Here is a 25,967-nt window from a genome sequence, read left to right as displayed (position 1 = left end):
TCAGTTCGGGTTTCGTTTCGATGAAGAAAGTGTATGACTTACACATATAGCAAAAAATAAAGTAAGCTTTATTTAACACATCACGAACAGTTATGTGTTGAAGTTGTATTAAAGTGAAGGTTCAAGATTAAACTTTGTCGTATGTTGAATACGGCCACAAGCGAACATGGAGAGCAGCTGTGAGCGATGTTGAAAAGCTAGACCTGAATCTACTGAGTGTGTTTTTAGAGGTATATCGATTGAAGTCGATCACTTTAGCCTCTGAATCTCTTGGCATGACTCAACCGGGAGTGAGTGGCGCGTTGAAGCGACTACAATCCCAACTTGATACTGACCTTTTCATTCGTGAAGGGCGGGGTATCTCGCCGACCAATGCGGCGGTACAACTGGCAAGTCGTGTAGAACCAGCTCTCGATGGAATTACGAGTGCGGTGAGTACGTTAAAGCAGTTCGACAATCAGCAGCATCACGTGTTTCGAGTTCTGGTTAATGAGATAGGCTTAACCAAGCTACAACCACTTGTGGAGCAGGATGACTCTTTAGGGAATATCTCAATCGAGTTCACCATGGTGCCGAATAATGAAGAGGATTTATTGCAAAGTCTGAGCATGCAGCAAGCGGACTTAGCTATCGATATTCACTACCCACAAGTGAATGGGTACCTAAAGCAACCTTTGATTGAAGATGAGCTAGTACTTATTGCCAGAAAAGGACATCCACGAATCAATGGCTCAGTGACAGAAGCGCAGTATTATCATGAAAAGCACATTACTTTCCGAATGCGCCGTACGCGTTTATACACCGCTGACTATTTTACTAAATCGCCGCTTAAGCAAAGAAAGGTCAGTGCGGAGTGTGATTCGCTAATGACAATGTGTGTGTTGGTATCGGGCTCGGATTGTGTAGGCAGCACATCGCGTGATTTTGCTAACCAGTTTGCAGACTCTTTTCAGCTTCAAGTGCTCGAACAACCATTTGAAATCTTGCCGATGCAGCAATACATGATTTGGCATAAAAGAACCGATTTAAACTCTGCTCATCAGTGGTTGAGGGACAAGATCCAGCAGTATATGAAGAAGTCTAAAATCGGCTGAGTTACATGTAAATCAAATAAAAACGGCCTCAAAATGAGGCCGTTTTTATATCTGGTTATTCCGCTTTTTGTTTTCGCTTTTGGCGCGCGTTTTTGAGCATCTGCGTTGGTGATAAACCGGTCACCAGCATGGTACCTGTGATAACCAAGACAGAGCCAACTATAGTATTAATGCCAATAGCTTCACCTAAGAACAAGTTACCCCAGAGAATACCAAAGACTGGAATTAAGAAGGTCACAGATAGCGCTGAAGGCGCACCAAGCTCATTGATGAGATTAAAGTAAAGCAGATACGCTAACCCGGTACATACTGCACCCAATAAGATGACCGATGTGGTGATAGTGAGATCGGGTGCTTCTCGCATTGGCATGAAAAACACAAATGGCAGTACGATTAACACCGCTGCCCACATGCTGCCGTGGGCGTTATTGAAGGCTTCAACTTTGGGTGCTGTTTTGGTGTAGTTAGACGCAATACCGTAGCTAAATGCGGCCATCACGGCTGCAAAGATTGGAATAATGGCTTCTTGGCCGATATTGAACGCATCCCATCCAACCAACACGGTTACGCCCGTCACACCAATGCCTAGCCCAAGCAATACCTTGCTCTCAAGTGCAGTTTTGGTCCATATCGCACCTATGATCGCCGCCCATATCGGTGCTGTGGAGTTCAAAATCGCAAGGGTTGAAGCATTCAAAGTTTGGGCAGCATAAGCGAAACACAAAAAAGGAAGCGCGGTGTTAAACAAACCAAGAATGAAAAAGTGTTTCGAGTGAGCATTAAATGAGAGCTTTCTCTTTAGATAAAAAGAAACCAAAAGTAGGGTGATTGCCGCGCACAAAACTCGCGCTTCAATTAGGACCGCAGGGCCTAAAGGATTCGCTGCAATTCTCATGAAAAGGAACGATCCTCCCCATATGGCAGCTAGCATGATCAGTTTAAAATAGCTCACAGTTTGAATCTCGATTGTGTAAAACACCGACTATGGAGCAAAGCTATCTATTACACAAATTGGATATGGCAATATTGCGCAGTGATTAGGTGAATATCGACAATTAAATAGGAAGGTATTTGGCGCTATCTGTTCTGTTTATTGCTCCTAATTTGGCGAGTAATCTGATGCTAAATATCCACATTAGGTGTTAGAAATGAAGATTGAACATATCGCGATTTGGACCAAACAACTCGAAGTACTGAAACGATTTTATGAAGATTACTTTGGTGCGACGTCTAACCAGAAATACCATAATCCAACTAAAGGTTTCTCTTCCTACTTCCTATCTTTTGATAGCGGCAGTCGATTAGAGCTGATGGAGATGGACTCGGTTCCTGAATCGAAAGATGACATCTATGATCAGTTCACTGGCTTTGTTCATATGGCGATTTCGTTGGGGTCAGAGCAAGCCGTCGATGAACTGACTCACCGCTTAGTCGAAGATGGTTATGAACGTTTAGACGGTCCAAGAAGAACGGGCGATGGCTATTATGAGAGCTGTGTCCTCGATCCTGATGGTAATCGCTTGGAACTTACCGTTTAATGTAAGGACTTGATTGAATGGCTTACGGATTTGAGGGGGAATGATGAAGCGCATTTTGGCTTTTGTTTTTAGTCTGAGTTTGGTGGGATGTGCGTCTTCGGAGCTAGCGCAGGTTGATGCACCAGAGACGACAATCGAACCATCTCAACCGATTGGTTACCTAGGCTTCAAAGATCATCAAAACTGGGCTATCAAATTCAATGATTGTACGGTTTATGATCTAGCCGGAGCTCAACCATATCAATGGTTTGACCGCACTTCTGCGTCTGTAAGTTGTTATACCTTTAAACCAAGCGACGCTATTGCACCTTTGCCCGTCTATTCGAGTGCAAGTTTCGAAAGCGATCAGCTTACTTCGATTGAGCGCTTTCAAGAGCTACAGGTGTCGGATTCTGGCTGGGGCCACTTTCCTATTGTCTATGATAAACATGGCACCAATTGGCTAAGGGTTAAAGAAGGTTGGATTCATCTTACGCTCGCCGACCAGACACTCGTCCAGTTCTACCCGGGAACTCAAGATCAGTCTGCTAAATCACAACATGAACAGTATTTTGAGCACCATTGATAAACGAATGATCAATGCCCCTTGCTAAATGCGGTTTGGGGCATAAATAGCTAATCAGTAACAGTTAGCCTGAACAATGACAGTTACTGTTTCTGCTTCGCTTTGATGATAAACGGTAGGATTGCACTGAATAAAATCACGCTCGCACCGATCAAAGCGAGTGAATTTGGCAGCTCCGCAAACAACAGATAGCCTAGAACCATTGAGTAGATCATTTGTGAGTATTCGACATTCGACACCACGTTCGCTTCTCCCCATTTATAGGCTGTCACTCCAAACCACTGCCCGATAGAAGAGATAACGCCGACCAGAACTAATAAAGCCAATTCAGACCATGTCGGCCATTGCCATTCGATGATTGCTGGGATTAATGCAACGGCGCCAACAAAGATCGCTTGGTAGGCCAATACAACGGTTTTCGATTCTACATTCGCCATCTTCCTCACACAGATAACCGCAATAGCAGCACCTAATGCTGCGATTAATCCTGTTCCAACATAGAACAGAGATTCACTTTCTAAGGTCGGTTGTACGACTAACATCACTCCAGTAAAGCCAACTAAGATCGTCGTCATACGAGCCCAGCCAACGTTTTCTTTCAGGAACAGACGAGAGATAACAGCCACGAACAACACCTTAAGAAACCCTAATGCGGTTGCATCGGCAAACGGAATATTACTGACGGTTAAGAAGCTGAAGTAGAGTGCGACGAACGCTCCAGTGACACGCCATACATGCATCGACACCATTTTAGGGTGGAGCATTGCATCGATGTTGCTGATTATCGATGGCATTAATAAGGTGACGAAAACCAGTTGTCGGAATAGCAAGATCTGAAAAATATCGATGGTCTGGCTCAACTCGCGGACAATAACGCCTACTAATATGAACAGCGCATTTGAGATAAGCGCCAGTGCAATTCCTTTTGCTGGGTCGGACAGTCCGTCGAAAAATGAAAGCAGCGGACGAGGCACTGCGAAGGAACGATGAATAGACATAACACACCTCTTGATGAATGGGTGCTGAGCATAAAGCCTACACTGGTAGACGGGTCAAACACGGTTTTCACTTTTTCGAACACGCCAAATTTATCTTTTGGATCAAAAAAAGATCAAAAAGATATTGTTGAAACCGGTTTCAGTGTGTATCTTTATTGCATCTTGAAATCGGTTTCAGAGTGGCGGCTTTTAAGTTTGTTACCTTAAACCTATCTATTTTCTAGCGAATAACTTGTAGCGAGTGATGGTATGAATAACGAATTTCCAAACGATTTTTTATGGGGTGGCGCGGTTGCGGCGCATCAGCTAGAAGGCGGCTGGGATGCGAATGGTAAAGGTGTGAGTGTGGTTGATGTATTAACGGCAGGCGCTCATGGTGTACAACGTCGAATCACCGATGGTGTAATCGATGGTGAAAACTACCCTAACCAAGTTGCTGTGGATTTCTACCATCGTTACAAAGAAGACATTAAGTTATTTGCTGAGATGGGCTTTAAGTGTTTCCGCACTAGTATCGCGTGGACGCGTATTTTCCCGAATGGTGATGAAGCTGAGCCATGTGAAGCGGGCTTAAAATTTTACGATGACCTGTTTGATGAGCTTCTGAAATACGATATTCAGCCGGTAGTGACGCTGAGCCACTTTGAAATGCCTTACCATCTAGCGAAAGAATACGGCGGCTGGATGAATCGCAAAGTGATCGACTTCTTTGTTAAGTACTCAACCACGGTGATGGAGCGTTACCAGCACAAAGTGAAATACTGGATGACCTTTAACGAGATCAATAACCAGATGAACACCTCGGCGGACATCTTCGGATGGCTATGCTCTGGCGTGAAGTTCCCACAGTGCGAAAAGCCGCAAGAAGCGATGTACCAAGCGGTTCACCATCAGTTTGTTGCGAGCGCATTGGTGGTGAAGAAAGGTCATGAGATCAACCCAGATCTGCAGATCGGCGCAATGTGTGCGATGGTGCCTTTCTACCCTCGCTCTTCAAAGCCAGAAGACATCATGGTGGCGCAGCAAGCGATGCGTGATCGTTATTTCTTCTCTGATGTCATGGTTCGTGGTCACTACCCAAGCTATGCCAAGCGTGATTGGGCTATTAAAGGCTTTAATATCGAAATGCAGCCTGAAGATGAGCAGATCCTAAAAGAGGGTAAAGCCGATTACTTAGGCTTTAGTTACTACATGTCGAATACCTTGGATTCTTCTTCGCATCAGTCGACTGAAGAAGCAATGGACGGTGGACATGAAAATTCGGTCGAGAACCCGTTCATCAAGTCGAGCGATTGGGGCTGGCCGATTGACCCAACAGGCTTGCGTTACTGCTTAGCGTCTCTTTATGAGCGTTATGAAGTGCCACTGTTCATCGTTGAGAATGGTTTTGGTGCGGTTGATACCATCGAAGAAGATGGCAGCATCAATGATGACTACCGTATTGCCTACCTTGGCGATCACATCAAAGAGATGAAAAAAGCCGTTGCGATCGATGGCGTTGATCTAATGGGCTACACCCCTTGGGGCTGTATCGACTTGGTATCGTTCACCACTGGCGAGATGAAAAAGCGCTACGGATTCATTTACGTAGACAAACACAACGACCAGTCAGGAACACTAGAGCGTAAGCGCAAGAAGTCTTTTGAGTGGTATAAAGGCGTGATTGCATCTAACGGTGCCACTATTTAGAATGCCTGCAATTAAACGGCAGCGAGCGTTGCCGTTTCACTAAGCAATACAATTAGCTGGCTTAGGTCGGCTAGTTTTCTATAGAAGGGTAAGTGAATGGTAACCATGCTTGATGTTGCGAACCGCGCTGGCGTCTCGAAATCGACGGTCTCTCGCGTGCTGAACGGCAAGAACATCGTAAGGCCTGACGTTGCCAAGAAGGTCTTTGATGCGATTCAGGAGACAGGCTATCGACCAAACTTGTTGGCTCAACAATTGGCGACTAAGAAGACTAATTTTATCGGTTTTGTTATTACCAACGAGCTTTTCAACGGCCCTTACTTTTCGTCTTTGATGTATCACGCCGCTTCTTACAGTGAAAAATACAATCATCAGTTGGTGATTACCGATGGTAAACACAGTGCTGAAGACGAGCGCAAAGCCATTAATTTTCTACTCGATATGAAATGCGCCGGGATCATCATTTATCCGCAATGCTTCAGTGAATCTGAAATCGCGCAGATCATTGAGAGCACTGACACTCCCATTCTTGTGCTCAACCGTGAAATGCCTTCGAAGCCTGAGCATGCGATTACCACAGACCACTACCAAAGTGCTTGTGTGATGATGGAGCATGTTATTGAACAAGGCCATCAGCAGATCGCTGTGATCCGAGGGAAATCAGGGTCATCGACAGACGAACAGCGCTTCGCCGCTTATCGCGATACTTTGTTGAAACACAAGATTGCTTATAACGAATTGAGAGTCGTACAAGGTGATTGGACAATGGAGAGTGGTTTTACCTCAGCGCAGGAACTGTTGGCCAACGATGTCGCTTTTACCGCGGTAGTTTCGGAAAATGATGATATGGCAATCGGCGCGATGAAAGCCTTTCTAGAGAAGGGCTACAAGCTACCTCAAGATATCTCTATCGTCGGCTTTGATAACAGTAAAGTAGGCGAGTTCCTCACACCAAGCTTAACCTCTGTGAGCGTTCCATTAGAGCAAATGACCCAAAAGGCGATTCTACAAATCGTTGGAGATTCGGAACACGCAGATGCCATCGACACTACGGGTAGTCTTGTCATTCGAGATTCAGTACTCAGTCGCTAAGATACTCGACTTAAAGGAATGCCTAGAAGGTTCTGGAGTGAATCACTTCTAGGCTGGGGATGTTCGGTAGAGTGTTGAGATTAGTGAGCCAGCTTGGCGATGATTTTGCCAACCGTGCGTTGGTTTCTCATATCCAGTAGCGCGTGACCAATCTCTTCGAGTGTAATCACCTTGAGGTTAGGAACGACTACGTCACCTGATTCAACCAAAGCATTAACGGCGTTACCTGCATCCACCAAGGTTTTCATACCTTTAGCACCATTCACATGACCTGAACCTAGGCTAAGCTGGTGAAAGCTTAATCCTTTAAGGAAAGCATTGTCGTAGCGCTCAGGTGCCACGGTTTGCACTAACTCCACCATTTCGCCTTCATAAGCCAACACATCAGCGGCAAGTTTATCGTTCTTGCCACCGACGCAATCCAGCGCAATATCCACACCTTGGTCTTGAGTAATCTTCATCACCTCTGTAACGACATCTGAGCTGCGGTAATCGATGGTGTGAGTCGCACCAAGCTGGCGAACCGCCGCATGATTGGCTTGTGAGCAAGTCGTAATAATGGTTTTTACACCAAGTGCTTTGGCAATTTGAATCGCAAAGCTGCCTACACCACCTGAACCACCAGTGATGAGTAAACTCTCTTTGTTGCTTGCATGAAGCTTATCCACCAAAGCACGGTAGGCTGTCCACGCAGCACAAGGTAAAGCCGCTGCTTGTTCTGGAGAGGTATTTGGGTGTGGAACCAAAGTGCGAGAGTCTTGAACGGCGAGTTCTGCAAAACCACCATGATGGCGTCGCATATTGCCGTGATAAAGCACCTTGTCGCCAACTTGCCAATTATCTACCTTGCTGCCGACTGCGATGATTTCACCTGAAACGTCTAAGCCACCAACAAATTGATCGTCTATGTTTGGCACCATTTCATGCCAAAGGTTGATTTTCGCATCTACGGGATTGAGCGCGACAGCCACAACCTTAACCAAGACATCAAATTCACTTTCTAAATTGGGTGTTGGAAGTTCTGATACTGAGAATGTATCACTCAATTTTTGGTAGGTAATTGTTTTCATTATCGCCTCTAATCCATGATCTATTATCACTAGAATAGCGTGCATTTCATAAATTGATAATTATCGATTCTTTAGCTTGTCATTACATTTTGTTATTTACCTATAGCGTCGATTCAGCCTATTTATCGGTTGTCCGTTATCTATTTTTCACGCCAGAATTGAATAGTAAAACTGTGCGCAGCGTTGATTATTGTGTCAGTACAAGCCTCTATAATCGGCGAAAAGTTTTTGGTAAGTAGATAAAGAACATGAAAACAGAAAAACAGAAGATGTTGGCTGGAGAGCCTTACTTAGCATGGGATGAAGAGTTGTACGCTGAGCGAATCGAGTGTCGTAAGGTTCTGCAAAAGCTTAACAACAGTATTCCAGATACCGATGAATGGCGCACGGCGATTGATAAGCTGATCCCTGATTCTGAAGGCGCTTATTTAGAGCCACCATTTCGATGTGATTACGGTTCAAACATTAAGCTGGGTAAGAATTTCTACGCCAACTTTAACTGCGTCGTGTTAGATGTAGCAGAAGTGACGATTGGCGACAATGTGCTGTTTGCCCCTAATGTACAAGTGCTTACGGCAGGTCACCCATTGGATGTGAAGAGCCGTGTCGATGAAGGCGTTGAATTCGGTACGCCAATCTCGATTGGTGACAATGCTTGGATTGGTTCTGGAGTGATCATTTGCCCTGGCGTGAACATTGGCAAAAACAGTGTGATCGGTGCGGGTAGTGTGGTAACCAAAGATGTTCCAGACAATGTGGTCGCAGTTGGTAATCCATGCCGAGTTCTGAAGCCAATTGATAATGAATAGTAGAACAACTAAATAGACAAAGCCCGAACCTAGATTCGGGCTTTGTTTTTTCTATTTTAGCTAGATGCTAGATGCTAGATGCAGCGACTTGTTGATTCTGCTTCTTGTCTAATAGACCACTGAATCGAGTCAGTGCTAGTGCAACTAAGACAATCACAGCGCCAATCCAAGGTGTGTTCATTAAGCCAGACTCTGCGACAATGATACCGCCGCCCCAAGAGCCAAGTGCGATGCCTACATTGAAGGCTGCGATGTTCAAGCCTGATGCTACGTCTACTGCATCTGGCGTGTATTTCTCTGCCAGCTTAACCACGTAGACTTGTAAGCCTGGAACATTACCGAAGGCAAAAGCACCCCAAATCAAAATAGTAGCAACTGATGCGTACGGGTTAACCGCCGTGAAGTTAAATACAACCAGTACCGCAGCTAGACCAGAAAAGATAACCGTCAGTGCTTTGATTGGCCCCATTTTGTCGGCCATCTTACCGCCCCAGATGTTGCCTACCGCGACTGAAACACCGTAAACCAACATGATTAGGCTGATTGCGCTTGAGTCAAAACCAGACACATTTTCTAGGATCGGAGCAAGGAACGTAAACGCGGTAAATGTGCCTCCATATCCCAGTGCTGTGATTGCATAAACCAATAACAGTCTTGGCTGAGTCAGAACTTTTAGTTGAGCTGATAACTTAGCCGCTGGTGGCTGTTTTAGGTTGTTAGGTACTAATAATGCACTGCCAATCAAAGCGATTAAGCCTAGCAGAGCAACGATCAAGAAGGTCGCTTGCCAGCCAAAAGTCTGGCCAATATAAGTACCTAGTGGCACGCCTGTTACTAGAGCAACCGTTAATCCAGTAAACATGATTGCTATTGCGCTCGCGGCTTTGTCTTTTGAAACCAATCCAGTCGCGATAGTTGACCCAATCGAAAAGAACACACCATGGGCAAGGCCGGTAAGAATACGTGCCGCAATCAGCGTGTTATAGCCGGGAGCCTGCCATGCTAGTAAGTTACCGACAACAAACAAAGACATCACGGTTAACAGCACCAATTTTCGGTTCCATTTTCCCGTTAATGCGGTGAGTACTGGTGCGCCAATCGCTACGCCTAACGCATACAAACTCACTAAGAGTCCAGCTGATGGCAGTGATACATTCAGGTCGCTCGCCATGGTAGGAATCAAGCCTACGATGACAAATTCTGTGGTTCCGATGGCAAAGGCGCTGAGCGTCAGTGCAAGTAAAGCTAGAGGCATGATTATTTCTCTCAAAGGTTATTCTTAAAAGTGGAGCCGATTTACTGGCTCGTTTTGTTGGCGAGGATTATGAGAGAAATATCCTTTGCCAAAAACAGTGTGATTAACAAATTACTTTTGTTATAAATGCAATAGTTGTTCTGTTAATGGTTTAGGAGATTCCCGTGTTAACGCGATCGGATGATTTAGAAATTATGCTTACTGTTGTTGATAGCGGTGGTTTTTCTGCAGCCGCTCAGACGCTCGATATCCAAGTGGCTCGCGTCTCTCGAAGCGTCAGTCGAATAGAGAGTCAGTTAGGCGTTTCTCTCTTTAATCGAACTACTCGTCGAGTTGAACTGACGGAAGAGGGGCGACAGTTTGTTGACTCTGTTAGGTTGGGTTTACAAATGATCCAAAGCGCTGAAGAGGAAATTGTGTCGCGCGGTGAACTACCAAAAGGACGTTTGCGAGTCGATGCCGCTAGCCCATTTGTGTTCCACCAGTTAGTACCGATAGTCGGTGAGTTTAATGAGGCTTATCCTGATATTGAGCTTGAACTGACCTCAAATGAAGGGTTTGTCGATTTAATCGAGAAACGAACCGATGTCGCTATACGAATAGGAAAATTAACGGACTCCACACTCCACGCTCGACCATTAGGTAAGAGTCTCCTCTATATGGTGGCATCACCTGCCTATCTAGCCAAACGCGGCATACCACAAAATGCAGATGAGCTATCAACGCATCAGACGGTGGGCTTTACTGGTGCGAAGGTGTTGAATCACTGGCCACTGCCAAACCAAAACTTCGTAGAGCCAACCATGACAGCAAGCAACGGTGAGACTGTGCGCCAATTGGTATTAGCAGGTAATGGTGTCGCTTGTTTATCTGGCTTTATGGTGCAGCAAGATATTGCTGAAGGGCGATTGATTCCGGTATTGGAGCATTTGAAGCTGAATGACACAGACCGAGAGCGAGTCAATGCGGTGTTCTATAAATCATCCTCGGTATCTAAGCGTATCTCTGCGTTTATCGATTTTATTCAGCCTAGGCTAAACCTTTGATCTACGGTTAGACGAGTTAATCTTCCTGTTTATTATTACCAATGTGTAATAATCATTCTCAAAAATATGGGATTATCAAACTGGATGGTCACACCTATACTAGCCTCAACAAAACGAGAGAGCGATAACAAACAAGCTCAACGTTGACTGACTAATATAGGAAATATCACATGACTATCGAAATCAAACCTGGTCAAACTCATATCCAATCTAAAGCTATGGTTGCTTGGAAAGCTGGTGAGCCACTAAAGCGTGAAACGGTTGACGTTGAACTGCCAAAGGCTGGCGAAGTACTTGTTCGTATCGTTGCTACTGGTGTTTGTCACACTGACGCATTCACTCTTTCAGGTGACGATCCAGAAGGTATCTTCCCTTCTATCCTTGGTCACGAAGGTGGCGGTATCGTTGAAATGATCGGCGAAGGCGTAACAAGCGTTGAAGTTGGCGACCACGTTATCCCACTTTACACAGCAGAGTGTGGCGAATGTAAATTCTGTAAGTCTGGTAAAACTAATCTTTGCCAAGCGGTGCGTGAAACTCAAGGTAAAGGCCTAATGCCAGATGGCACAAGCCGTTTCTCTATCAACGGTGAGCCAATCTTCCACTACATGGGTTGTTCTACTTTCTCTGAGTACACTGTACTTCCAGAAATCTCACTAGCGAAAGTAAACAAAGAAGCACCTCTTGAGGAAGTTTGTCTTCTAGGTTGTGGCGTAACCACTGGTATGGGTGCGGTACTGAACACAGCTAAAGTTGAAAAAGGCGACACAGTTGCTGTATTCGGTCTAGGCGGTATCGGTCTTTCAGCAATCATCGGTGCTCGTATGGCGGGTGCAAGCAAAATCATCGGTGTTGATATCAACGAGAGCAAATTTGAGCTAGCAAAACAACTTGGCGCGACTGACTGCATCAACCCAATGAACTACGACAAGCCAATCCAAGACGTTATCGTTGAGATGACAGACGGTGGTGTTGATTACTCATTCGAATGTATCGGTAACGTAAACGTGATGCGTCAAGCTCTTGAGTGTTGTCACAAAGGTTGGGGTGAATCAGTTGTAATTGGTGTTGCAGGTGCAGGCCAAGAGATCTCAACTCGTCCGTTCCAACTAGTAACAGGTCGTGTATGGCGTGGTTCTGCTTTCGGTGGTGTTAAAGGCCGCTCTGAGCTTCCAGAAATCGTAAACCGTTACATGGCGGGTGAGTTCGGACTACAAGAGTTCATCACTCACACTATGGGTCTTGAAGACGTAAACGAAGCATTCGAACTAATGCACAAAGGTGAGTCTATCCGTACTGTTCTACACATGGATAAATAGCCTTAAATCTTAAACCTCATCTGGTTTTAATAAAGTCCGTTAGATTGAATCTAACGGACTTTATTTTTTCCTAGGCATGCTTTACCAAGGCATATTTTTATTAAAGGCGTTTCCCTTTAATAAAGGTATCTGAATTGTCCTACAGGGTTACTGGAATCGTCCTTATGTTGACCAAACTTCGCCACTCTCTACCTCTTCAACTGATGCTAGCTGCATTGCTTGCTTGGTTTCTGGCACAACTTATTTCTCCAACATCTGATGTAACCCAATCGGGTTGGTATCAGTTCTTAATGCTTGGCAAAACTACCTATATAGGATTGCTAAAAATGGTCGTTGGGTTAGTGGTTTTATTCTCGCTATTGCAAGGCATAACAAGCATTGGTTCGATAACTCGATTGAAGAAAATTGGTCGCAATACCGTACTTTTCTATAGCTTCACGACGTTGGTGGCCATTTCTTTGGGCTTGGGTGCCTCACTGTTGCTGCCTGCTTGGGAACCACTAACTAGCTTCGCTCCGGTTGGAGATGGTGTTCAGCTCATAAGTGAAGATGCTGCAGACGGAGCTGCGATTGCCAGCAAGCTTTTTAGTATGGCACTAGTGAACCCGGTAGCGGCGTTAACCAATGGTAACTTGCTCGCGATTGTCGTGTTCTCATTCATGCTAGGTATTGCTCTACTTTCTTCATTGCCAGAAAAACACCCGATTTTTGAGGTGCTTAATGGCTTGAACAAGAGCATCAATACCATTGTTGGTTGGATCATTCGTTTAGCACCGCTCGCGGTTTTCGCCATTGTTCTCGATTTTACCGTTCGTGGTGGTGAATCACTGTTTGAGCAATTGGCACTGTTTGCTTTGCTCGTGTTTGTGCTGACTTTGATTCACGGAGCGATTGTCTTACCGACTATTGCCAAGGTGATGACTGGGATTCGTCTTAGCACACTATTTAAAGGTATCTCTGCACCAATGGCGATGGCGTTCGCAACGTCATCAAGCTCTGCAACTTTGCCACTGGCGATGCAGAGCGCAGAAGAAAAGCTCGGCGTATCGCAAAGTACAAGTAGCATGGTGTTACCACTTGGCGCAGTGATGAACATGGATGGTACGGCACTTTTCGAAGGTGTGGCGGCAATCTTCTTGGCTCAACTGTTTGGTGTGGACCTCACGACTTCTGGCTTGGTGATGATCTTCATTATGGCGATGGTCTCTTCTGTGGGCGCTCCGGGCATGCCATCTGGGTCTATGTCTGGCATGCAGCTGGTGTTATTGGCCGCAGGTATACCACTGGAAGCGATCGCGATTCTGCTGATTATTGAACGTCCGTTAGATACATTTCGTACGGCAGTTAATGTAGAAGGTGACATGATTGCTGCACTGGTCGTGGATAAATGGCAGAAGCAACAAAAGACAGTGCTTGAACCAACACTGGGCGAATCTGTAGCTTAGAGAATACCAAGTTCAATGAAAAAGCCCGTTCAGGTGTTCTGAACGGGCTTTTTATTGTTTGTTAATGTGTGCAGTCAGTGACTAACCGATTTTCGTCATCTCATTGAGAGTGAATGACGCTACACAACCTTCGGTTGCAGCCATGTACTCAGCGAGATGAGTATTTCCCATGTGCGCTTGCCAAAGTTCGCGAGACGTCCAGTTTTCGTAGAAAGTGAAATGCGCTGGGTTTTCGTTGTCTTGGTGTAGGTCGTAGTTGATACAACCTTCTTCAGCACGAGTGATATCAATCAGCTTTAGCAGCTCTGCTTTAACCAGTTCAACTTTGTCTTCGTTAGCGACAATGTTTGCAATGACAGTCAGTTGAGTCATGTTCTTTACCTATATTATTTGATTCACCGAAGTGGTGCTGTTCACTGAGTTGCTCTTTATTGGATGAGCAATCATCAGTGCCGATGAACAAAGAATAGTAGGAAGGTTCATGATGATAAACCGCGCTTGGTTAGAATTATTATCAAAAATTAATTGATAATAATGGAGCTATTAGGTGTTGATTAACAAAGGTAATTGAACTTTAAAACCCGCCCGCCCAGGCATCGAAGTCATCAATATTGTCGAGTTCTTGCTGGCTTCTTGGGGCTGGGTAATAAGGCAGGGCTAATCTCACAACTGAAGGTAATAGCTCCCATTCTGGCGTCATCTTAAGGCGCTTCAATTCATCATTGAGACGTACAAACATATAGTAGCCGTCGCTGTGGGTATTGGCGTAGCTTGCGATTGTGGCGATATCACCAGAAGGTAGTTTTACATCTCGGCCAAGTGGGTAGAGCTGGTGAAGCGCAAAGCTCACTTTTGGATCTTGTAATTTGCCTTGTTTAAAGCGCTCTAGGCCAATAGCGGTTGAGGTGGTGCGAGGCTTCCAGCCTGTGAGGAACAAGCCACTCAAACTATCTTGGAACGGCTTACCTTTTCGATTACCTTCATTGCTAATGAATTGAACCGTCAGTTTGTCTCCTGATTCTTCCAGAATTTCTAAAAACTGTTCACCAGTGCGATCGACTAAAAGCTTCATAAGACATAAATACCATTAAGAATGAGATACGATAAATGGTACTACTTTTGGGTAGGGTTGTGTAGGAGTGATCAACCCGTTATTGCAAGTGTCGTGTCAAGATTGCCGTACTTATCATGATTGTGCTGAGAATGAATACGCCGAGAGCAATTAGCCCTCGGCGCATTTATGAATTGGCTGTTAAAACCTGTGGATTACTTAATACGGAATTAGCTTAACTCTTCCTCAACGTATTGAAGACAAAATGACTGAGCATGATCATCAATGTTGACTTGCTCGTTACCTCTCAACTCAAGGTACAGTGTGACAGCTTGTTTGAGTGCCGGGAGCAATGCGTCACGTTCTGGCATCGCGACGGTTTTTACGAGTGCTTGCGCAAACTCAGGCAGTCGTTCTTCAATTTTCCTCACACCAGACGGCGTGAGCCCAGCTTGCTTTAGCGCCAGCGGAGATAGAACGTTTTGACGAATGAAAGAGAGAAACTCAACTGTTTCGAAGTATTCGCCACGAGCTATCTTGGTTGCGGCATAGTGCGTCCAAATCCAAAAACGATCTTCAATCCATTGCGGGTCTGGTTGTGGGTAGCGTGGTTCCGCGCTGCTGAACACATCGGTTAACAAGCTATCTCGTTCCCATAACACTTGGTTGTTATCAACTCGAACTGCTGCATCTGGTAGCGAGACAAATTTGAAATCAACGTGAACAGGCTCTGGGCCAAATATCGACACAATTAAACGTGGCTCACCAACGTGTTCACCCGTGAAGGCAGCGACTTTACCGCCAATGCTATCAAGAATGTTGAAACGCTCTTGCATTACGCTTTCATAGTCGGCTGGGTTAACCGCGATAACAAAATCTAAGTCGCTGTATTTGTCCATCGAGTTAGCGCCAAAGGAGCCACTTGCGGCAATGCCACATATACGAGGATCTTGAGACAAGACATCAACCACTTTGATGAGAAGTGCTTTGTGAGGTGCTGGAAGAGTGCTTGGGTAGTTCATATTTTACCTATCTTAAAAAGTTAGAACTGCAGTGCAGCTAGTGCGGCAAAATCAACGCAGCATTACAGAATGTCAATGTTGGCTTAGCTTGTCAATAATTAGCTTATGAGCAGGATGGAGATTGGCTTTGAGGAGAGAGCTGGGTTGAAGCCTTTATGTCTCTGGAGTAACTGAGGCATGATGAGCCAACTCTATTTTGGCTCATCAACATCGATCATTTAAGTTGCTTAACGCTTACGTAAATAGTGAGTAGTTACGATCTCATCGAGGTAAGTCGTGACACTTTTTAGCGTTAAGTCGAGAGGAGAGACTAGGTCACCAAATAGCGGAGCACCACCACCAAGAACGACAGGGATCGTCGAGATAATCAGTTCATCAACCAGGTCTTCTTTCAGGAAGTTTTGAATGGTCACACCGCCATCAATATACAGATTGTTAAGGCCTTTACTGTTTAGGTCTTCGATGATCTGAGTGAGTTCGCCCTTTATCAAGAACACTTTACCTTCAAGCTCTTTAGGCACTTCAGTCAACGTGTTACTCAAAACATAAACCGGTTTTGTGTAAGGCCAATCAATACCGAAGCTCAGCACCATATCCATGGTGTTTCGGCCTATTACCAAAGCATCGATACGATCGATATGGGCGTTGTACCCCATGTCATCACCCTCTGGATTTGGGATGGCTTGTAACCAATCAAGACCACCGTTTTTGTCTGCAATGTAACCATCAAGACTCGCACCGATAAAGACAATATTTGACATTGTTAACTCCGAAATTGAACAGGAACTTGGCATTCACGCTGTATTAAATTAAAATATTCTACAGTGTAGAAATTAAGTTTAAGAGGTGGTGTTATGACTGTCAAGGATCAGAAGCGAGGTCGACCAAAGAGTGGATCAAGTCAACTGAGTGCCGAAAAGATCTTAGATACGGCAAAGGGCATGATGCGTGAAGGCGGTAAAGTTCCGAGTATCAGAGGGTTAGCCACAGAGCTCGGCGTGGATGCGATGGCGATATATCATTACTTCAAAAACAAAAATGATCTCTTGGAATCGATCACTGTTTCTTTAGTCGGAGAAGTGGCGCAGCCTGAGCAAAACCAAGTGTGGCAAGAGAACTTGTACCAGCTTAGCGTGAGTTATCTGTCGGTGTTGAATGACTACCGTGGGCTGCTAGAAACTTTGCTGACGATGAAATCGCTTGGACCCGTTGAGGTATTTAGTGAGCGCTTTGAAGCAGTAGTGAATCCGTTGAATCTCACATCAGAGCAAACCGAGGACGCTCTTCATTTGCTAGTAGACTACTTGCATGGCTATGCGCTTGCATTGAACTGTAACCCGGATAGAACTGAGATTACGGTTGAGATGGTGAGAAAGCCTTTAGGCCTTTATTGCTTGGGTATCGAACAACTGAAAACGTCGTGACCTTGTTGTCAATATCGATGCCTGAAAGATGATCTTGGTACTGTGTACCTTATGATGAAGTCGCTAAGTTTTACTTATACTGGATAATTACCTATAAATTTCTGGATTTAGCAGTAATAATCAATGAATAACCTCGAATAACTTGGTCTTTGAAAAGTTGTCGAGGCCAATTCAAAGACCTCACCGTGAAAAGGAAGTCAAACACATGCCTGTGCTCCAACGCATCAGCTTAACCTTATTACTCGTCGCTGTACTCGGCGGCTGTTCTTCATTACCAGAAGGCATCGATCACCCGGCAGAACCGTACACCTCTTATGGACCAAGCGCTTTATCGGTTTTGGCGGATGAATACCAACCCGCATCAGAGCAGGCGACGACGGCCGTTCGTTTACAAGAATCTGGTTGGGATGCTTTGGCTCAGCGCTTGGCATTGGTTGAAAGTGCAGAGCACACCATCGATATTCAATACTACATCTGGAACTCGGACGAATCGGGCAAGTATCTCGCTAGCCGATTGTTAGCCGCTGCTGATCGTGGTGTTAAGGTTCGAGTGATGCTGGATGACATCAACCTCAATGAGCGTGAAGGGCTATTGTCGGCACTCGACGCTCACCCGAATGTTGAGATCCGAATCTTCAACCCAACACCAACGCGCCGTGGTTTCAGTAAGTGGTTGAGCTTCCTTGGTGACTTCTCTCGTTTAAACCGTCGCATGCACAACAAATCGTTCACTGTCGATGGTACTTTGTCTGTGGTGGGTGGGCGTAATATTGGTGATGAATACTTTGACCTTTCTGACGAGATAAACTTCCGCGATCGTGATGTATTAGTGATGGGTACCGTCGTTACCACTATTCAAACCAGCTTTATTGAATACTGGGACAGCCGTTGGTCTTACCCTGTCGCTATGTTGGGTGACGAAGAGCAACCAGATCTTTCAAAGATTGACGACATAACCGTTCCACAATACAAGAACTACCCAGAGTTGCCATTAAGTCGCGAAGCAGCAGATAGCCTACTGAAAAAGGCTCTTGATGAGATGACTTGGGTGAATGCTCGTTTCGCTTACGATCGCCCTGTGCCTGTCGATTCAGACAATACTGATGAACCAAAAGCAACGGCAGTTCTGTTAGGACAACTAGCGAGCGAGTCGAAACAAGAGATCTTGCTTGAGTCGGCTTACTTGGTATTCGATGATGGCCAATTAAATGAGTGGCAAACGTTGAATAACGAAGGCGTTGAGATAAAAGCATTGACCAACTCAATGGCGTCAAATGACTTGGTTACTAATCACTCTGCTTACGCGGGCAGACGCTACGATATGTTAGAGCATGGCATCGACCTATTTGAGCTAAAACCAGATTCTAAGTTGTGTGAAGCATCTACCCAAGACGTGTCTAAATGTGCACCTGAGACAGCTTATGGCCTGCATGCTAAATCAGTGGTATTTGACCGCAGTATTGCGAGTATTGGCTCATTCAACTTCAACCTGCGTTCGACTTACCTAAATACGGAGTCGGTGTTAATCATCGAAAACAAAGAGATTGCTGAAACGCTAGCTGAAACTATCGAACAGGCAATGAGCGAAGACAACAGTTGGCGTTTGGAGCTAGAAGATGGTGATGTGTATTGGTATTCAGGTGAGCAAAGTTGGGACAGCGAACCAGAAACCGGTAAGTGGGAACGCATGCAATCAGGCTTCCTACAGCTTCTCCCGATAGAGAAATACCTTTAAGGGAATCGAGAACCCTAGAAAAGAAAATGTCAGCGCATAATACGCTGACATTTTTGTTTGTGATGATTGAAACTGAGCTTGTGTATCAGAGCGAGGTCTTGAACGCTATCTTTTAGTCAGTTGCTTACTGTTCAAGTACGGTAAAATATGTGGGCGAGATTCACCAGAGAGTTTCTGTGTGATCTGTTTTGACCAACTGCTTTGTTTTTGGTTACTTGAGCGGTTGGCGTAGTAGCTCTGCATTAAATCGTCATAAGTAGCGATTTCATCTAGGCTCAATGGTTGGTATTGGTTTTCGTGCATCACCACATGAGCTGGAAGTCGGGGTTTAATCTCTGGTTGCTGTGCTGGGTGACCTAAGCACATACCAAAGAGCACGGCGGTGTGCTGTGGAAGTTCTAATAGCTCATCAACCTGTTGAGCGCTATTGCGCAAGCCACCAATGTATACGCCACCTAATCCCAACGACTCCGCTGCTAGCATGCAGTTCTGCGCCATAATGCCGGAATCGACAGCGCCAATCAGGGTAAGCTCGGTAAAGTCGGTTTTTACCTCAGGGTTAATCTGAGCGTGGCGTTGATAGTCGATACAGAACACCAAAAACTCAGCAGCACTTTCCACGTAAGGCTGGTTACCAGCGTATTCCGCTAGCAGCTTACGCTTCTCCCTGTCCGTTACTTTGATAATAGAAACAGCCTGCAGTAAGCTTGATGATGACGCAGCGAGACCTGCCTGGACAATTAAATCGAGGTGCTCTTTCTCTATTGGTTGATCAGTATATTGACGAATGGAGCGATGCCCCAAGATGGTCTCAATCGTACTATTCATAGCGCTCTGACTGTCCTTGTTTTTATGATGTATTACAAATCACAATAACGACATTTTTTAGTGGGGTAAACCTCAAAACAGCCTTAGTTGAAGATTAGTGGGTTTGGCTTTTCATCGTTTTAGGGCAAATATGAGGAATGTATAACTGTAGGTAGGATTCTGTCAGTCTAATCGCTTCATTAGCAAGCTCTGGGGTGATATGGCCGTGTTGGCGATATGATAAAGAGTATATTTTATCAGCAACTTGCAGTGAAATAGCGAAGACATTTATAGATTGTGGTAACTGTGGAACATCAAAGAATTGTCGATAAATGGTTTCAACTTCTTTGCCTAAGATTAAATCATTTTCGGTATCGGCATGCCCTAACTCTGTAAATGTATGGCGACCTAAAATCAGCTTTTTAGCAATGGGATGGTTGTTATAGTAATTCACATACGCTGTTTCTATCATACGGTTGATATCCGTCCAGTGATTTACATTTTCAGGATCAATACATTTACTTAGGAGAGAATCAAAATCAATAAATACATCATCTAAAAGGTTGTGGAACAGATTCTCGATATTTGGATAGTGATGGTAAACCGTGGACGTAGCCATTCCACACTCTTTGGCCACATCGTACATTGAAATATCTGTCGCTTCACGGCGTTCCATTAGTTGTACAACAGCATCATGAATTCTAATTAATTTCTCTTCAGTTTTTACCTTGCGCATCTAATGGTCCTTAATTTTTAAACTAAAAAATTTAAAGGGTTTTGAATCAAAGTTCCAACTGCAATATCTAAAACTTAGACTTCATAACCCTTTATTTATATAAAACATGATAGTCAGATATTATGCTTTAATATGTGTCCCTGTTTTACCCTTTATGATCTCTAATGCACTTGATAGATCGCCAATATGTCCGTGTTGTTTTGTTTTCTCAACAAATTGACAACATGCATCCACTTTCGGGCCCATAGAACCTGCTGGGAATGTGTACTTTTTCATTTGCTCAACTGATACATTTTCAAGCTTCTCTTCTTTTGGTGTTCCCCAATCTAAACAAACATGGGAGCCGTCGGTGAGAATCAGCAAATGTTCTGCGCCAATTTCTTCTGCAATGAGGGCAGCTGTCATGTCTTTATCGATTACAGCTTCGAAACCTACATAAGCGCCATCTTTTTCTACGACTGGAGCACCGCCTCCGCCGCCACAGATAATTAAGTGATCTTTCTCTAGCAAGTCTTTGATGGCTTTTATCTCTAGCACTTCTTTTGGTGAAGGGGATGGAACCACACGGCGCCAGTGTGAACCGTCAGGCTTAACAATCCAATGGTTAGCTTCTGCGAGTTGTTTGGCTTGTTCTTCTGTATAGACAGGGCCAATAAACTTGGTTGGCTCAGCAATAGCAGGATCGTTCTCATCAATAACGATTCGAGTAAGAATGGTGGTTGTAAAGCGGTCTTTAATCGCAGCGTTCAATCCTTGCTGAATCAGGTAGCCAATCATTCCTTGAGTCTCAGCGCCAAGCACATCAAATGGATAAGGTGGGCAATCTTTGTAAGCATCATTTTGCAATGAGAGTAAGCCTACTTGAGGGCCATTTCCGTGCACAACAACCAAACGGTAGTCTCTACTGAGCTCTGCTAAAGAACCGGCGGTTTGCGCGATGCTCTTTTTTTGGTTTTCGCAACTCATTACTTCACCACGCTGTAGTAAAGCATTCCCACCGACAGCAACAACAATAATAGGCTTCGACATGTTTAATTCTCCAAATGATATTTCGCTCATAGCAAATAAGTTGGTTTGAATTGTATTTAAATACTGTTGGAGTCGTGGGGATAAAAATCACAATTCGATTTGTGCTCAATATTTGATGTTTTTAGTCACCTATATGTCACAGAAAGCCTTAAATATCTCTAGATTAAATAGATATGTGATCTTGGTTTTGAAATAGAAAATATATTTATTAATCGAATGGTTATTGACCAAAATCAAGTATTCCGACTTTTAGCATTATAAATCTAATATTTGTTGGGTTTATTTTATTTTTGCCCCGAACTCGTTTATGTAAAACCGATATTCAATTTTCATCCCAGTTCACTTCATCGCTTTGCCGTTTAATTAATCCCGAATTAGAGATTAAGGAGCTAAGAGATGAGTAACGAAACGCAAGGAAAAATGGGGGTTACGGGAATTGCACTCTTTACACTGTGTGCAGTTTTGGTGGTCGACACATTAACCGCGTCAGCCAGTATTGGTGTCAGTGCCATTGGTTGGTGGGTGTTAATGCTGGTCTTCTTTGTAATCCCATATGGCCTAATTACTTCCGAATTGAGTACCACCTACCCGGGTGAAGGTGGGATATACGATTGGGTAAAACAAGCCTTCAACTTTAAATGGGCAGTGAGAACAACGTGGTTTTACTGGATTAACGTTGGTTTATGGATGCCAGCGGTATACATCATGTTTGCAGGCATGTTTGCCGAACTCTTCATGCCGGGACTGTCTTTATGGGGCCAAATCGCCATCTGTATATTGCTTACATGGCTAACAGTTTGGATCTGTAATGTGTCAGCTGATATCGGTGTTTGGGTTACGAATGTGGGTGCTGTACTAAAAATCATAGTGATCAGCACATTAGGTATCGGCGGCTTCATTTATGCAATGAAAAACGGTGTTGCTAACGAATTTACGTTACCCGCAATGATGCCTTCATTAGATTCAGCCGTGTCTTTCTTGCCTGCGATTGTATTCAACCTGATGGGCTTTGAGCTAGTCGCGACCATGACTAAGGAAATGAAAGATGTTCGCGATATGCCTAAGGCCGTCTTCCTTTCTATCGGTATCACTGCCTTCTTATACATCTTCGGTACGGTAGGAATCTTGATGGCGCTTCCTGTCGAGAGTATTGGTTTAGTAGCAGGCCTTATCGATACCTTCAAAACACTCTTTGGTAATGGTGTGTTTGGTACAGCAATGGTCTACATCTTTGGTACATTCGCCTTACTAACGCTTATTGGCAACATGGTGAGCTGGACTATGGGGGCTAGCCGAGCTGCCGCTGAAGCCGCTCAAGAAGGTGAGCTTCCAGCACCTGTCGCGAAGGTATCAGATAAAGGTTCTCCAGTTGGTGCCAACAACATCACGGGCACAGTATCAACAGTTGTTATCTTGTCTTACGCACTGTTTGCACAAGGGAATGATGATCTGTTCTGGTCGATATTTGCTTTCTCTAGCTGCATTTTCTTACTTCCTTATCTGTTCATGTTCCCGGCATACCTAAAGCTTCGCGTGGTTGATGGTCAACGTGAACGTCCATTTAAAGTACCGGGCGGCATGGCGGCTCAATGGGTAATGTCGATTGTTTGCTTTTTCGTCATCCTACAAGCCGTGATCTTATTTATCTTCCCTGAGGCTCTTGATCTAACTGTCGCTGATTGGGGATATACAGGACCTGTTTTGATTGGCGTCATTGCTACCGTTCTTGCTGGTGAGTGGATTTTATTAGGCGCTCTAAAGCGTAAGAAACTGCAAGGCTCGGACGATAACGACACAGCCGATACGCAAGACAAAAAAGAAGCTCAAGCATAATTTAGGGGACATAACGATGAAAAAACTGATTGAGACTACTCCAAAACATGATGGCTTCAGAATGCCAGGGGAACACGAGCCACACAGCGAAATTTGGATGGCTTGGCCTGAACGTACGGATAACTGGCGCAATGGAGCAAAACCAGCACAAGCGGTGTTTGCAGAGGTTGCTACCAAGATAAGCCATACAACACCAGTGACCATGCTAGCGAGCTCTGAGCAATATGATAACGCGGTATCTCGTTTACCTGAGGACATTCGAGTGTTGGAAATCTCGACCGATGACTCTTGGATGCGCGATATCGGCGCGACTTATGTGGTCGATGACAGCGGTGAACGCCGAGGCGTGGATTGGGAATTCAATGCTTGGGGCGGTTTTGTCGATGGTTTGTATTCTCCGTGGAATCGTGACAACCAAGTCGCTCAAAAGATGTGTGAAACCATTCGTGATTCTCGATACCGCGCTCCAATCGTTCTAGAAGGTGGTTCAATCCACGTTGATGGAGAGGGCACACTCTACACAACAGAAGAGTGCTTACTGCACGAAAGCCGCAACCCGGACATGAGTAAAGAAGAGCTGACGGAAGTGCTTTGTGAACACCTCAATGTTGAGAAAGTCATTTGGCTGCCTCGTGGTTTGTATAACGATGAAACCAATGGCCACGTGGACAATATCCTTCATGTCGTGAAGCCCGGTGAAGTGGTTCTAACGTGGTGTGATGACAAGAATGACCCTCAATATGAGATCAGCAATGAAGCCTATGACTACATCACAAGTCAAACGGATGCCAAAGGCCGTCAGATAAAGGTACATAAGCTGCCAATGCCAGGCCCTCTATTCATGACAGAGGAAGAAGCGGCAGGTATCGATATCGCAGACGGAATGGAGCGAGAAGCGGGTGAGCGTTTAGCGGCGTCGTATGCCAATTACCTGATTACCAACAACCAAATCGTGCTGCCGTTATTGGATAAGCGCTACGACAACGATGTTATCGGGATCTTAGAAGATATTTATCCAGGCTACGAAGTGAACGGCGTCCCAGCTCGAGAAATTTTGTTAGGTGGCGGCAATATCCACTGCATCACTCAACAAGTGCCAAGAGTTTAGTTGGAACAATAAAATCAACTTAAGAATAGATACTTAAAATAAAACAAAGACTTAAAGATAGTCATTAATACCAACATTTAATCCAAACGTAGCGGTTCTTGAAAGTGATGGCAGGTATTCGAAATCAAATCGCCATGAAAGTGAACTGAAAAGAACCGCACACAAAATTATGAAAAATAGGAACTTATTATGAAATTACCTTCTTCTAGCGCAACTGAACTAAACAAAGCAAACCTAGAGCACATGGTTTCCATGAAAGACTTCTCTGTCGAAGAGATGGACAACATGATGGAGCTAATGACGCACCTGAAACAGGCGCGTAAAGACAATGCAATTCCACCTCTGTTTAAAGGCAAATCAGTAGGGATGATCTTCGAAGCGGGTTCGACTCGTACACGTGTTTCTTTCGAGGTGGCGGCAACATTACTGGGTGGTCACGCACTATTCCTATCTCCAAAAGATATTCACTTAGGTGGCAAAGAGTCGATCGATGATACGTCTCGTGTGTTATCACGTATGTGCGACATCATTATGGCTCGTACAAATAGCCCTGAAACACTCGATGGCCTACTTGCAATGTCGACAGTACCAGTAATCAACGGCCTTGATACGCGTTTCCACCCAACTCAAATGCTAGCGGATCTCTACACGATCAGAGAGCACATCACAGATGGACGTAAATTGTCAGATCTCACTTTGGCATTCATGGGTGATGCGACAGATGTGTGCCGCTCTTTGATGCTGACGTGTGCTAAGTATGGCATGGGCTTTAAGCAAATTGGTCCTAAGAAATACCACATGGAGCAAGAGTGGATCGACATGGCGCTGAACTTCTGTGAAGAGTCTGGTGGGACGATTGAAATTACCGATGATGTAGAGCGTATCAGTGACTGTGATGTGGTGTATGGCGATAGCTTCTACTGGGTGACTCAAATGGATGAGAAAGAAGAGCGCCTTGCGGCATTCATGCCTAACTATGTGATCACAGAAGAGCTAATGGCTAAGGCTCGTCCGGGCGCAATGTTACTGCACTGCCTACCTGCGAATGACAAAGAAGAAGTGACTCGTGGTGCACTGGAAAGCGAATACTCAGTGGCGTTCGATGAAGCAGAAAACCGACTCACTGCTCAGATGGCGATTTTAGTGTACTTCACACATAAAGATGCGGTTATCCCGACACAAGAAACCGTTAAGCATCATGAAGAAAAAATCAGTAGCTTCTTAAGCACTCTGTAGGGGGTTATTTGTGGGGGCGTAAGAGCCTCCACTGTGATGCTCGAATTAAGCTGAACCAGTATTCAT

25 protein-coding genes are annotated in these 25,967 nt (G+C 44.8%); 14 read left to right on the top strand and 11 right to left on the bottom strand.

Annotated features, from left to right (window positions below; all coding sequences use genetic code 11):
- The first annotated feature begins 179 nt into the window (after positions 1-179).
- Positions 180-1,094, top strand: coding sequence for a LysR family transcriptional regulator (locus L0991_18425; GenBank protein XGB64009.1), 915 nt, complete (start codon positions 180-182; stop codon positions 1,092-1,094).
- Between the two features lie 55 nt (positions 1,095-1,149).
- On the opposite strand, the gene L0991_18420 is transcribed toward L0991_18425, so the two are convergent.
- A complete protein-coding gene (locus L0991_18420) occupies positions 1,150-1,989 on the bottom strand; it encodes a DMT family transporter (protein XGB64008.1) in 840 nt (279 codons plus the stop codon).
- Positions 1,990-2,242: 253 nt separating this feature from the next.
- On the opposite strand from L0991_18420, the gene L0991_18415 reads away from it, so the two are divergent.
- Positions 2,243-2,632 (top strand): VOC family protein, encoded by a 390-nt coding sequence (locus L0991_18415; GenBank protein XGB64007.1) that lies wholly within the window; start codon positions 2,243-2,245, stop codon positions 2,630-2,632.
- Positions 2,633-2,672: 40 nt separating this feature from the next.
- Positions 2,673-3,197 carry a hypothetical protein gene (locus L0991_18410; GenBank protein XGB64006.1) on the top strand — a complete coding sequence of 175 codons (525 nt, stop codon included), beginning with the start codon at positions 2,673-2,675 and terminating at the stop codon, positions 3,195-3,197.
- A gap of 83 nt (positions 3,198-3,280) precedes the next feature.
- Here the strand turns inward: L0991_18410 and L0991_18405 are convergent, their stop codons facing one another.
- On the bottom strand, positions 3,281-4,195 hold the full coding sequence (locus tag L0991_18405; protein XGB64005.1) for a DMT family transporter: 915 nt from the start codon (positions 4,193-4,195) through the stop codon (positions 3,281-3,283).
- Positions 4,196-4,444: 249 nt separating this feature from the next.
- Between L0991_18405 and L0991_18400 the strand changes: the two genes are divergently transcribed.
- Both L0991_18400 and L0991_18395 read left to right on the top strand, forming a co-directional pair.
- On the top strand, positions 4,445-5,884 hold the full coding sequence (locus L0991_18400) for a 6-phospho-beta-glucosidase (protein ID XGB64004.1): 1,440 nt from the start codon (positions 4,445-4,447) through the stop codon (positions 5,882-5,884).
- A 96-nt stretch (positions 5,885-5,980) separates the two neighbouring features.
- Positions 5,981-6,976 (top strand): LacI family transcriptional regulator, encoded by a 996-nt coding sequence (locus tag L0991_18395; protein XGB64003.1) that lies wholly within the window; start codon positions 5,981-5,983, stop codon positions 6,974-6,976.
- A gap of 80 nt (positions 6,977-7,056) precedes the next feature.
- Here L0991_18395 and L0991_18390 read toward each other — a convergent pair whose 3' ends face one another.
- Positions 7,057-8,046 carry a zinc-binding dehydrogenase gene (locus tag L0991_18390; GenBank protein XGB64002.1) on the bottom strand — a complete coding sequence of 330 codons (990 nt, stop codon included), beginning with the start codon at positions 8,044-8,046 and terminating at the stop codon, positions 7,057-7,059.
- Between the two features lie 248 nt (positions 8,047-8,294).
- On the opposite strand from L0991_18390, the gene L0991_18385 reads away from it, so the two are divergent.
- The gene (locus tag L0991_18385) at positions 8,295-8,855 is read left to right on the top strand and encodes a sugar O-acetyltransferase (GenBank protein XGB64001.1); all 561 of its coding nucleotides are present in this window, start codon (positions 8,295-8,297) and stop codon (positions 8,853-8,855) included.
- Positions 8,856-8,922: 67 nt separating this feature from the next.
- On the opposite strand, the gene L0991_18380 is transcribed toward L0991_18385, so the two are convergent.
- Positions 8,923-10,110, bottom strand: a complete 1,188-nt coding sequence (locus L0991_18380; protein XGB64000.1) for an MFS transporter — start codon at positions 10,108-10,110, stop codon at positions 8,923-8,925.
- A 164-nt stretch (positions 10,111-10,274) separates the two neighbouring features.
- Between L0991_18380 and L0991_18375 the strand changes: the two genes are divergently transcribed.
- From L0991_18375 to L0991_18365, 3 genes are all read left to right on the top strand, one after another.
- Positions 10,275-11,156 carry a LysR family transcriptional regulator gene (locus L0991_18375; GenBank protein ID XGB63999.1) on the top strand — a complete coding sequence of 294 codons (882 nt, stop codon included), beginning with the start codon at positions 10,275-10,277 and terminating at the stop codon, positions 11,154-11,156.
- A 170-nt stretch (positions 11,157-11,326) separates the two neighbouring features.
- Complete coding sequence (locus tag L0991_18370) at positions 11,327-12,475, top strand: S-(hydroxymethyl)glutathione dehydrogenase/class III alcohol dehydrogenase (protein ID XGB63998.1); 1,149 nt, start codon at positions 11,327-11,329, stop codon at positions 12,473-12,475.
- 164 nt (positions 12,476-12,639) lie between these two features.
- Positions 12,640-13,920 carry a dicarboxylate/amino acid:cation symporter gene (locus L0991_18365; protein XGB63997.1) on the top strand — a complete coding sequence of 427 codons (1,281 nt, stop codon included), beginning with the start codon at positions 12,640-12,642 and terminating at the stop codon, positions 13,918-13,920.
- 81 nt (positions 13,921-14,001) lie between these two features.
- Here L0991_18365 and L0991_18360 read toward each other — a convergent pair whose 3' ends face one another.
- The 4 genes from L0991_18360 to L0991_18345 form a co-directional block, all read right to left on the bottom strand.
- Positions 14,002-14,292, bottom strand: coding sequence for an antibiotic biosynthesis monooxygenase (locus tag L0991_18360; GenBank protein ID XGB63996.1), 291 nt, complete (start codon positions 14,290-14,292; stop codon positions 14,002-14,004).
- Between the two features lie 202 nt (positions 14,293-14,494).
- Positions 14,495-14,992 carry a hypothetical protein gene (locus L0991_18355; protein ID XGB63995.1) on the bottom strand — a complete coding sequence of 166 codons (498 nt, stop codon included), beginning with the start codon at positions 14,990-14,992 and terminating at the stop codon, positions 14,495-14,497.
- Between the two features lie 209 nt (positions 14,993-15,201).
- Entirely contained in the window at positions 15,202-15,993 is a 792-nt protein-coding gene (locus L0991_18350) for an oxalate:formate antiporter (protein ID XGB63994.1), read from the bottom strand.
- A gap of 227 nt (positions 15,994-16,220) precedes the next feature.
- Positions 16,221-16,787, bottom strand: coding sequence for a dihydrofolate reductase family protein (locus tag L0991_18345; protein ID XGB63993.1), 567 nt, complete (start codon positions 16,785-16,787; stop codon positions 16,221-16,223).
- A 60-nt stretch (positions 16,788-16,847) separates the two neighbouring features.
- Between L0991_18345 and L0991_18340 the strand changes: the two genes are divergently transcribed.
- Complete coding sequence (locus tag L0991_18340; GenBank protein XGB63992.1) at positions 16,848-17,417, top strand: TetR/AcrR family transcriptional regulator; 570 nt, start codon at positions 16,848-16,850, stop codon at positions 17,415-17,417.
- A gap of 205 nt (positions 17,418-17,622) precedes the next feature.
- A complete protein-coding gene (locus L0991_18335; protein ID XGB63991.1) occupies positions 17,623-19,152 on the top strand; it encodes a phospholipase D family protein in 1,530 nt (509 codons plus the stop codon).
- 105 nt (positions 19,153-19,257) lie between these two features.
- On the opposite strand, the gene nfsA is transcribed toward L0991_18335, so the two are convergent.
- The 3 genes from nfsA to arcC all read right to left on the bottom strand — a co-directional run bounded on the left by nfsA (position 19,258) and on the right by arcC (position 21,724).
- On the bottom strand, positions 19,258-19,980 hold the full coding sequence (gene nfsA, locus L0991_18330) for an oxygen-insensitive NADPH nitroreductase (GenBank protein ID XGB63990.1): 723 nt from the start codon (positions 19,978-19,980) through the stop codon (positions 19,258-19,260).
- A gap of 94 nt (positions 19,981-20,074) precedes the next feature.
- A complete protein-coding gene (locus tag L0991_18325) occupies positions 20,075-20,695 on the bottom strand; it encodes a TetR/AcrR family transcriptional regulator (GenBank protein XGB63989.1) in 621 nt (206 codons plus the stop codon).
- 120 nt (positions 20,696-20,815) lie between these two features.
- Positions 20,816-21,724 (bottom strand): carbamate kinase, encoded by a 909-nt coding sequence (gene arcC, locus L0991_18320; GenBank protein XGB63988.1) that lies wholly within the window; start codon positions 21,722-21,724, stop codon positions 20,816-20,818.
- 396 nt (positions 21,725-22,120) lie between these two features.
- Here arcC and L0991_18315 point away from each other — a divergent pair, with 396 nt between their 5' ends.
- The 3 genes from L0991_18315 to argF all read left to right on the top strand — a co-directional run bounded on the left by L0991_18315 (position 22,121) and on the right by argF (position 25,901).
- Positions 22,121-23,557 carry an APC family permease gene (locus L0991_18315; protein XGB63987.1) on the top strand — a complete coding sequence of 479 codons (1,437 nt, stop codon included), beginning with the start codon at positions 22,121-22,123 and terminating at the stop codon, positions 23,555-23,557.
- Positions 23,558-23,573: 16 nt separating this feature from the next.
- Entirely contained in the window at positions 23,574-24,665 is a 1,092-nt protein-coding gene (aguA, locus tag L0991_18310) for an agmatine deiminase (GenBank protein ID XGB63986.1), read from the top strand.
- Between the two features lie 189 nt (positions 24,666-24,854).
- Positions 24,855-25,901, top strand: a complete 1,047-nt coding sequence (gene argF / locus L0991_18305) for an ornithine carbamoyltransferase (protein ID XGB63985.1) — start codon at positions 24,855-24,857, stop codon at positions 25,899-25,901.
- The last annotated feature ends 66 nt before the right edge of the window (positions 25,902-25,967 follow it).

The sequence above is a fragment of the Vibrio chagasii genome, assembly GCA_041879415.1.
GTDB lineage: Bacteria > Pseudomonadota > Gammaproteobacteria > Enterobacterales > Vibrionaceae > Vibrio.
This window is presented reverse-complemented; position numbering and strand designations above follow the sequence as displayed.

Coding starts and splice junctions, on each gene's coding strand:
- L0991_18370 (XGB63998.1), top strand. CDS start 11,327: ATGACTATCGAAATCAAACCTGGTCAAACTCATATCCAATCTAAAGCT.
- L0991_18415 (XGB64007.1), top strand. CDS start 2,243: ATGAAGATTGAACATATCGCGATTTGGACCAAACAACTCGAAGTACTG.
- L0991_18360 (XGB63996.1), bottom strand. CDS start 14,292: ATGACTCAACTGACTGTCATTGCAAACATTGTCGCTAACGAAGACAAA.
- L0991_18340 (XGB63992.1), top strand. CDS start 16,848: ATGACTGTCAAGGATCAGAAGCGAGGTCGACCAAAGAGTGGATCAAGT.
- L0991_18380 (XGB64000.1), bottom strand. CDS start 10,110: ATGCCTCTAGCTTTACTTGCACTGACGCTCAGCGCCTTTGCCATCGGA.
- L0991_18385 (XGB64001.1), top strand. CDS start 8,295: ATGAAAACAGAAAAACAGAAGATGTTGGCTGGAGAGCCTTACTTAGCA.
- L0991_18350 (XGB63994.1), bottom strand. CDS start 15,993: ATGAACTACCCAAGCACTCTTCCAGCACCTCACAAAGCACTTCTCATC.
- nfsA (XGB63990.1), bottom strand. CDS start 19,980: ATGAATAGTACGATTGAGACCATCTTGGGGCATCGCTCCATTCGTCAA.
- L0991_18355 (XGB63995.1), bottom strand. CDS start 14,992: ATGAAGCTTTTAGTCGATCGCACTGGTGAACAGTTTTTAGAAATTCTG.
- L0991_18395 (XGB64003.1), top strand. CDS start 5,981: ATGGTAACCATGCTTGATGTTGCGAACCGCGCTGGCGTCTCGAAATCG.
- aguA (XGB63986.1), top strand. CDS start 23,574: ATGAAAAAACTGATTGAGACTACTCCAAAACATGATGGCTTCAGAATG.
- L0991_18420 (XGB64008.1), bottom strand. CDS start 1,989: ATGAGAATTGCAGCGAATCCTTTAGGCCCTGCGGTCCTAATTGAAGCG.
- L0991_18335 (XGB63991.1), top strand. CDS start 17,623: ATGCCTGTGCTCCAACGCATCAGCTTAACCTTATTACTCGTCGCTGTA.
- L0991_18315 (XGB63987.1), top strand. CDS start 22,121: ATGAGTAACGAAACGCAAGGAAAAATGGGGGTTACGGGAATTGCACTC.
- L0991_18365 (XGB63997.1), top strand. CDS start 12,640: ATGTTGACCAAACTTCGCCACTCTCTACCTCTTCAACTGATGCTAGCT.
- L0991_18405 (XGB64005.1), bottom strand. CDS start 4,195: ATGTCTATTCATCGTTCCTTCGCAGTGCCTCGTCCGCTGCTTTCATTT.
- L0991_18400 (XGB64004.1), top strand. CDS start 4,445: ATGAATAACGAATTTCCAAACGATTTTTTATGGGGTGGCGCGGTTGCG.
- argF (XGB63985.1), top strand. CDS start 24,855: ATGAAATTACCTTCTTCTAGCGCAACTGAACTAAACAAAGCAAACCTA.
- arcC (XGB63988.1), bottom strand. CDS start 21,724: ATGTCGAAGCCTATTATTGTTGTTGCTGTCGGTGGGAATGCTTTACTA.
- L0991_18390 (XGB64002.1), bottom strand. CDS start 8,046: ATGAAAACAATTACCTACCAAAAATTGAGTGATACATTCTCAGTATCA.
- L0991_18345 (XGB63993.1), bottom strand. CDS start 16,787: ATGCCAAGTTCCTGTTCAATTTCGGAGTTAACAATGTCAAATATTGTC.
- L0991_18325 (XGB63989.1), bottom strand. CDS start 20,695: ATGCGCAAGGTAAAAACTGAAGAGAAATTAATTAGAATTCATGATGCT.
- L0991_18410 (XGB64006.1), top strand. CDS start 2,673: ATGATGAAGCGCATTTTGGCTTTTGTTTTTAGTCTGAGTTTGGTGGGA.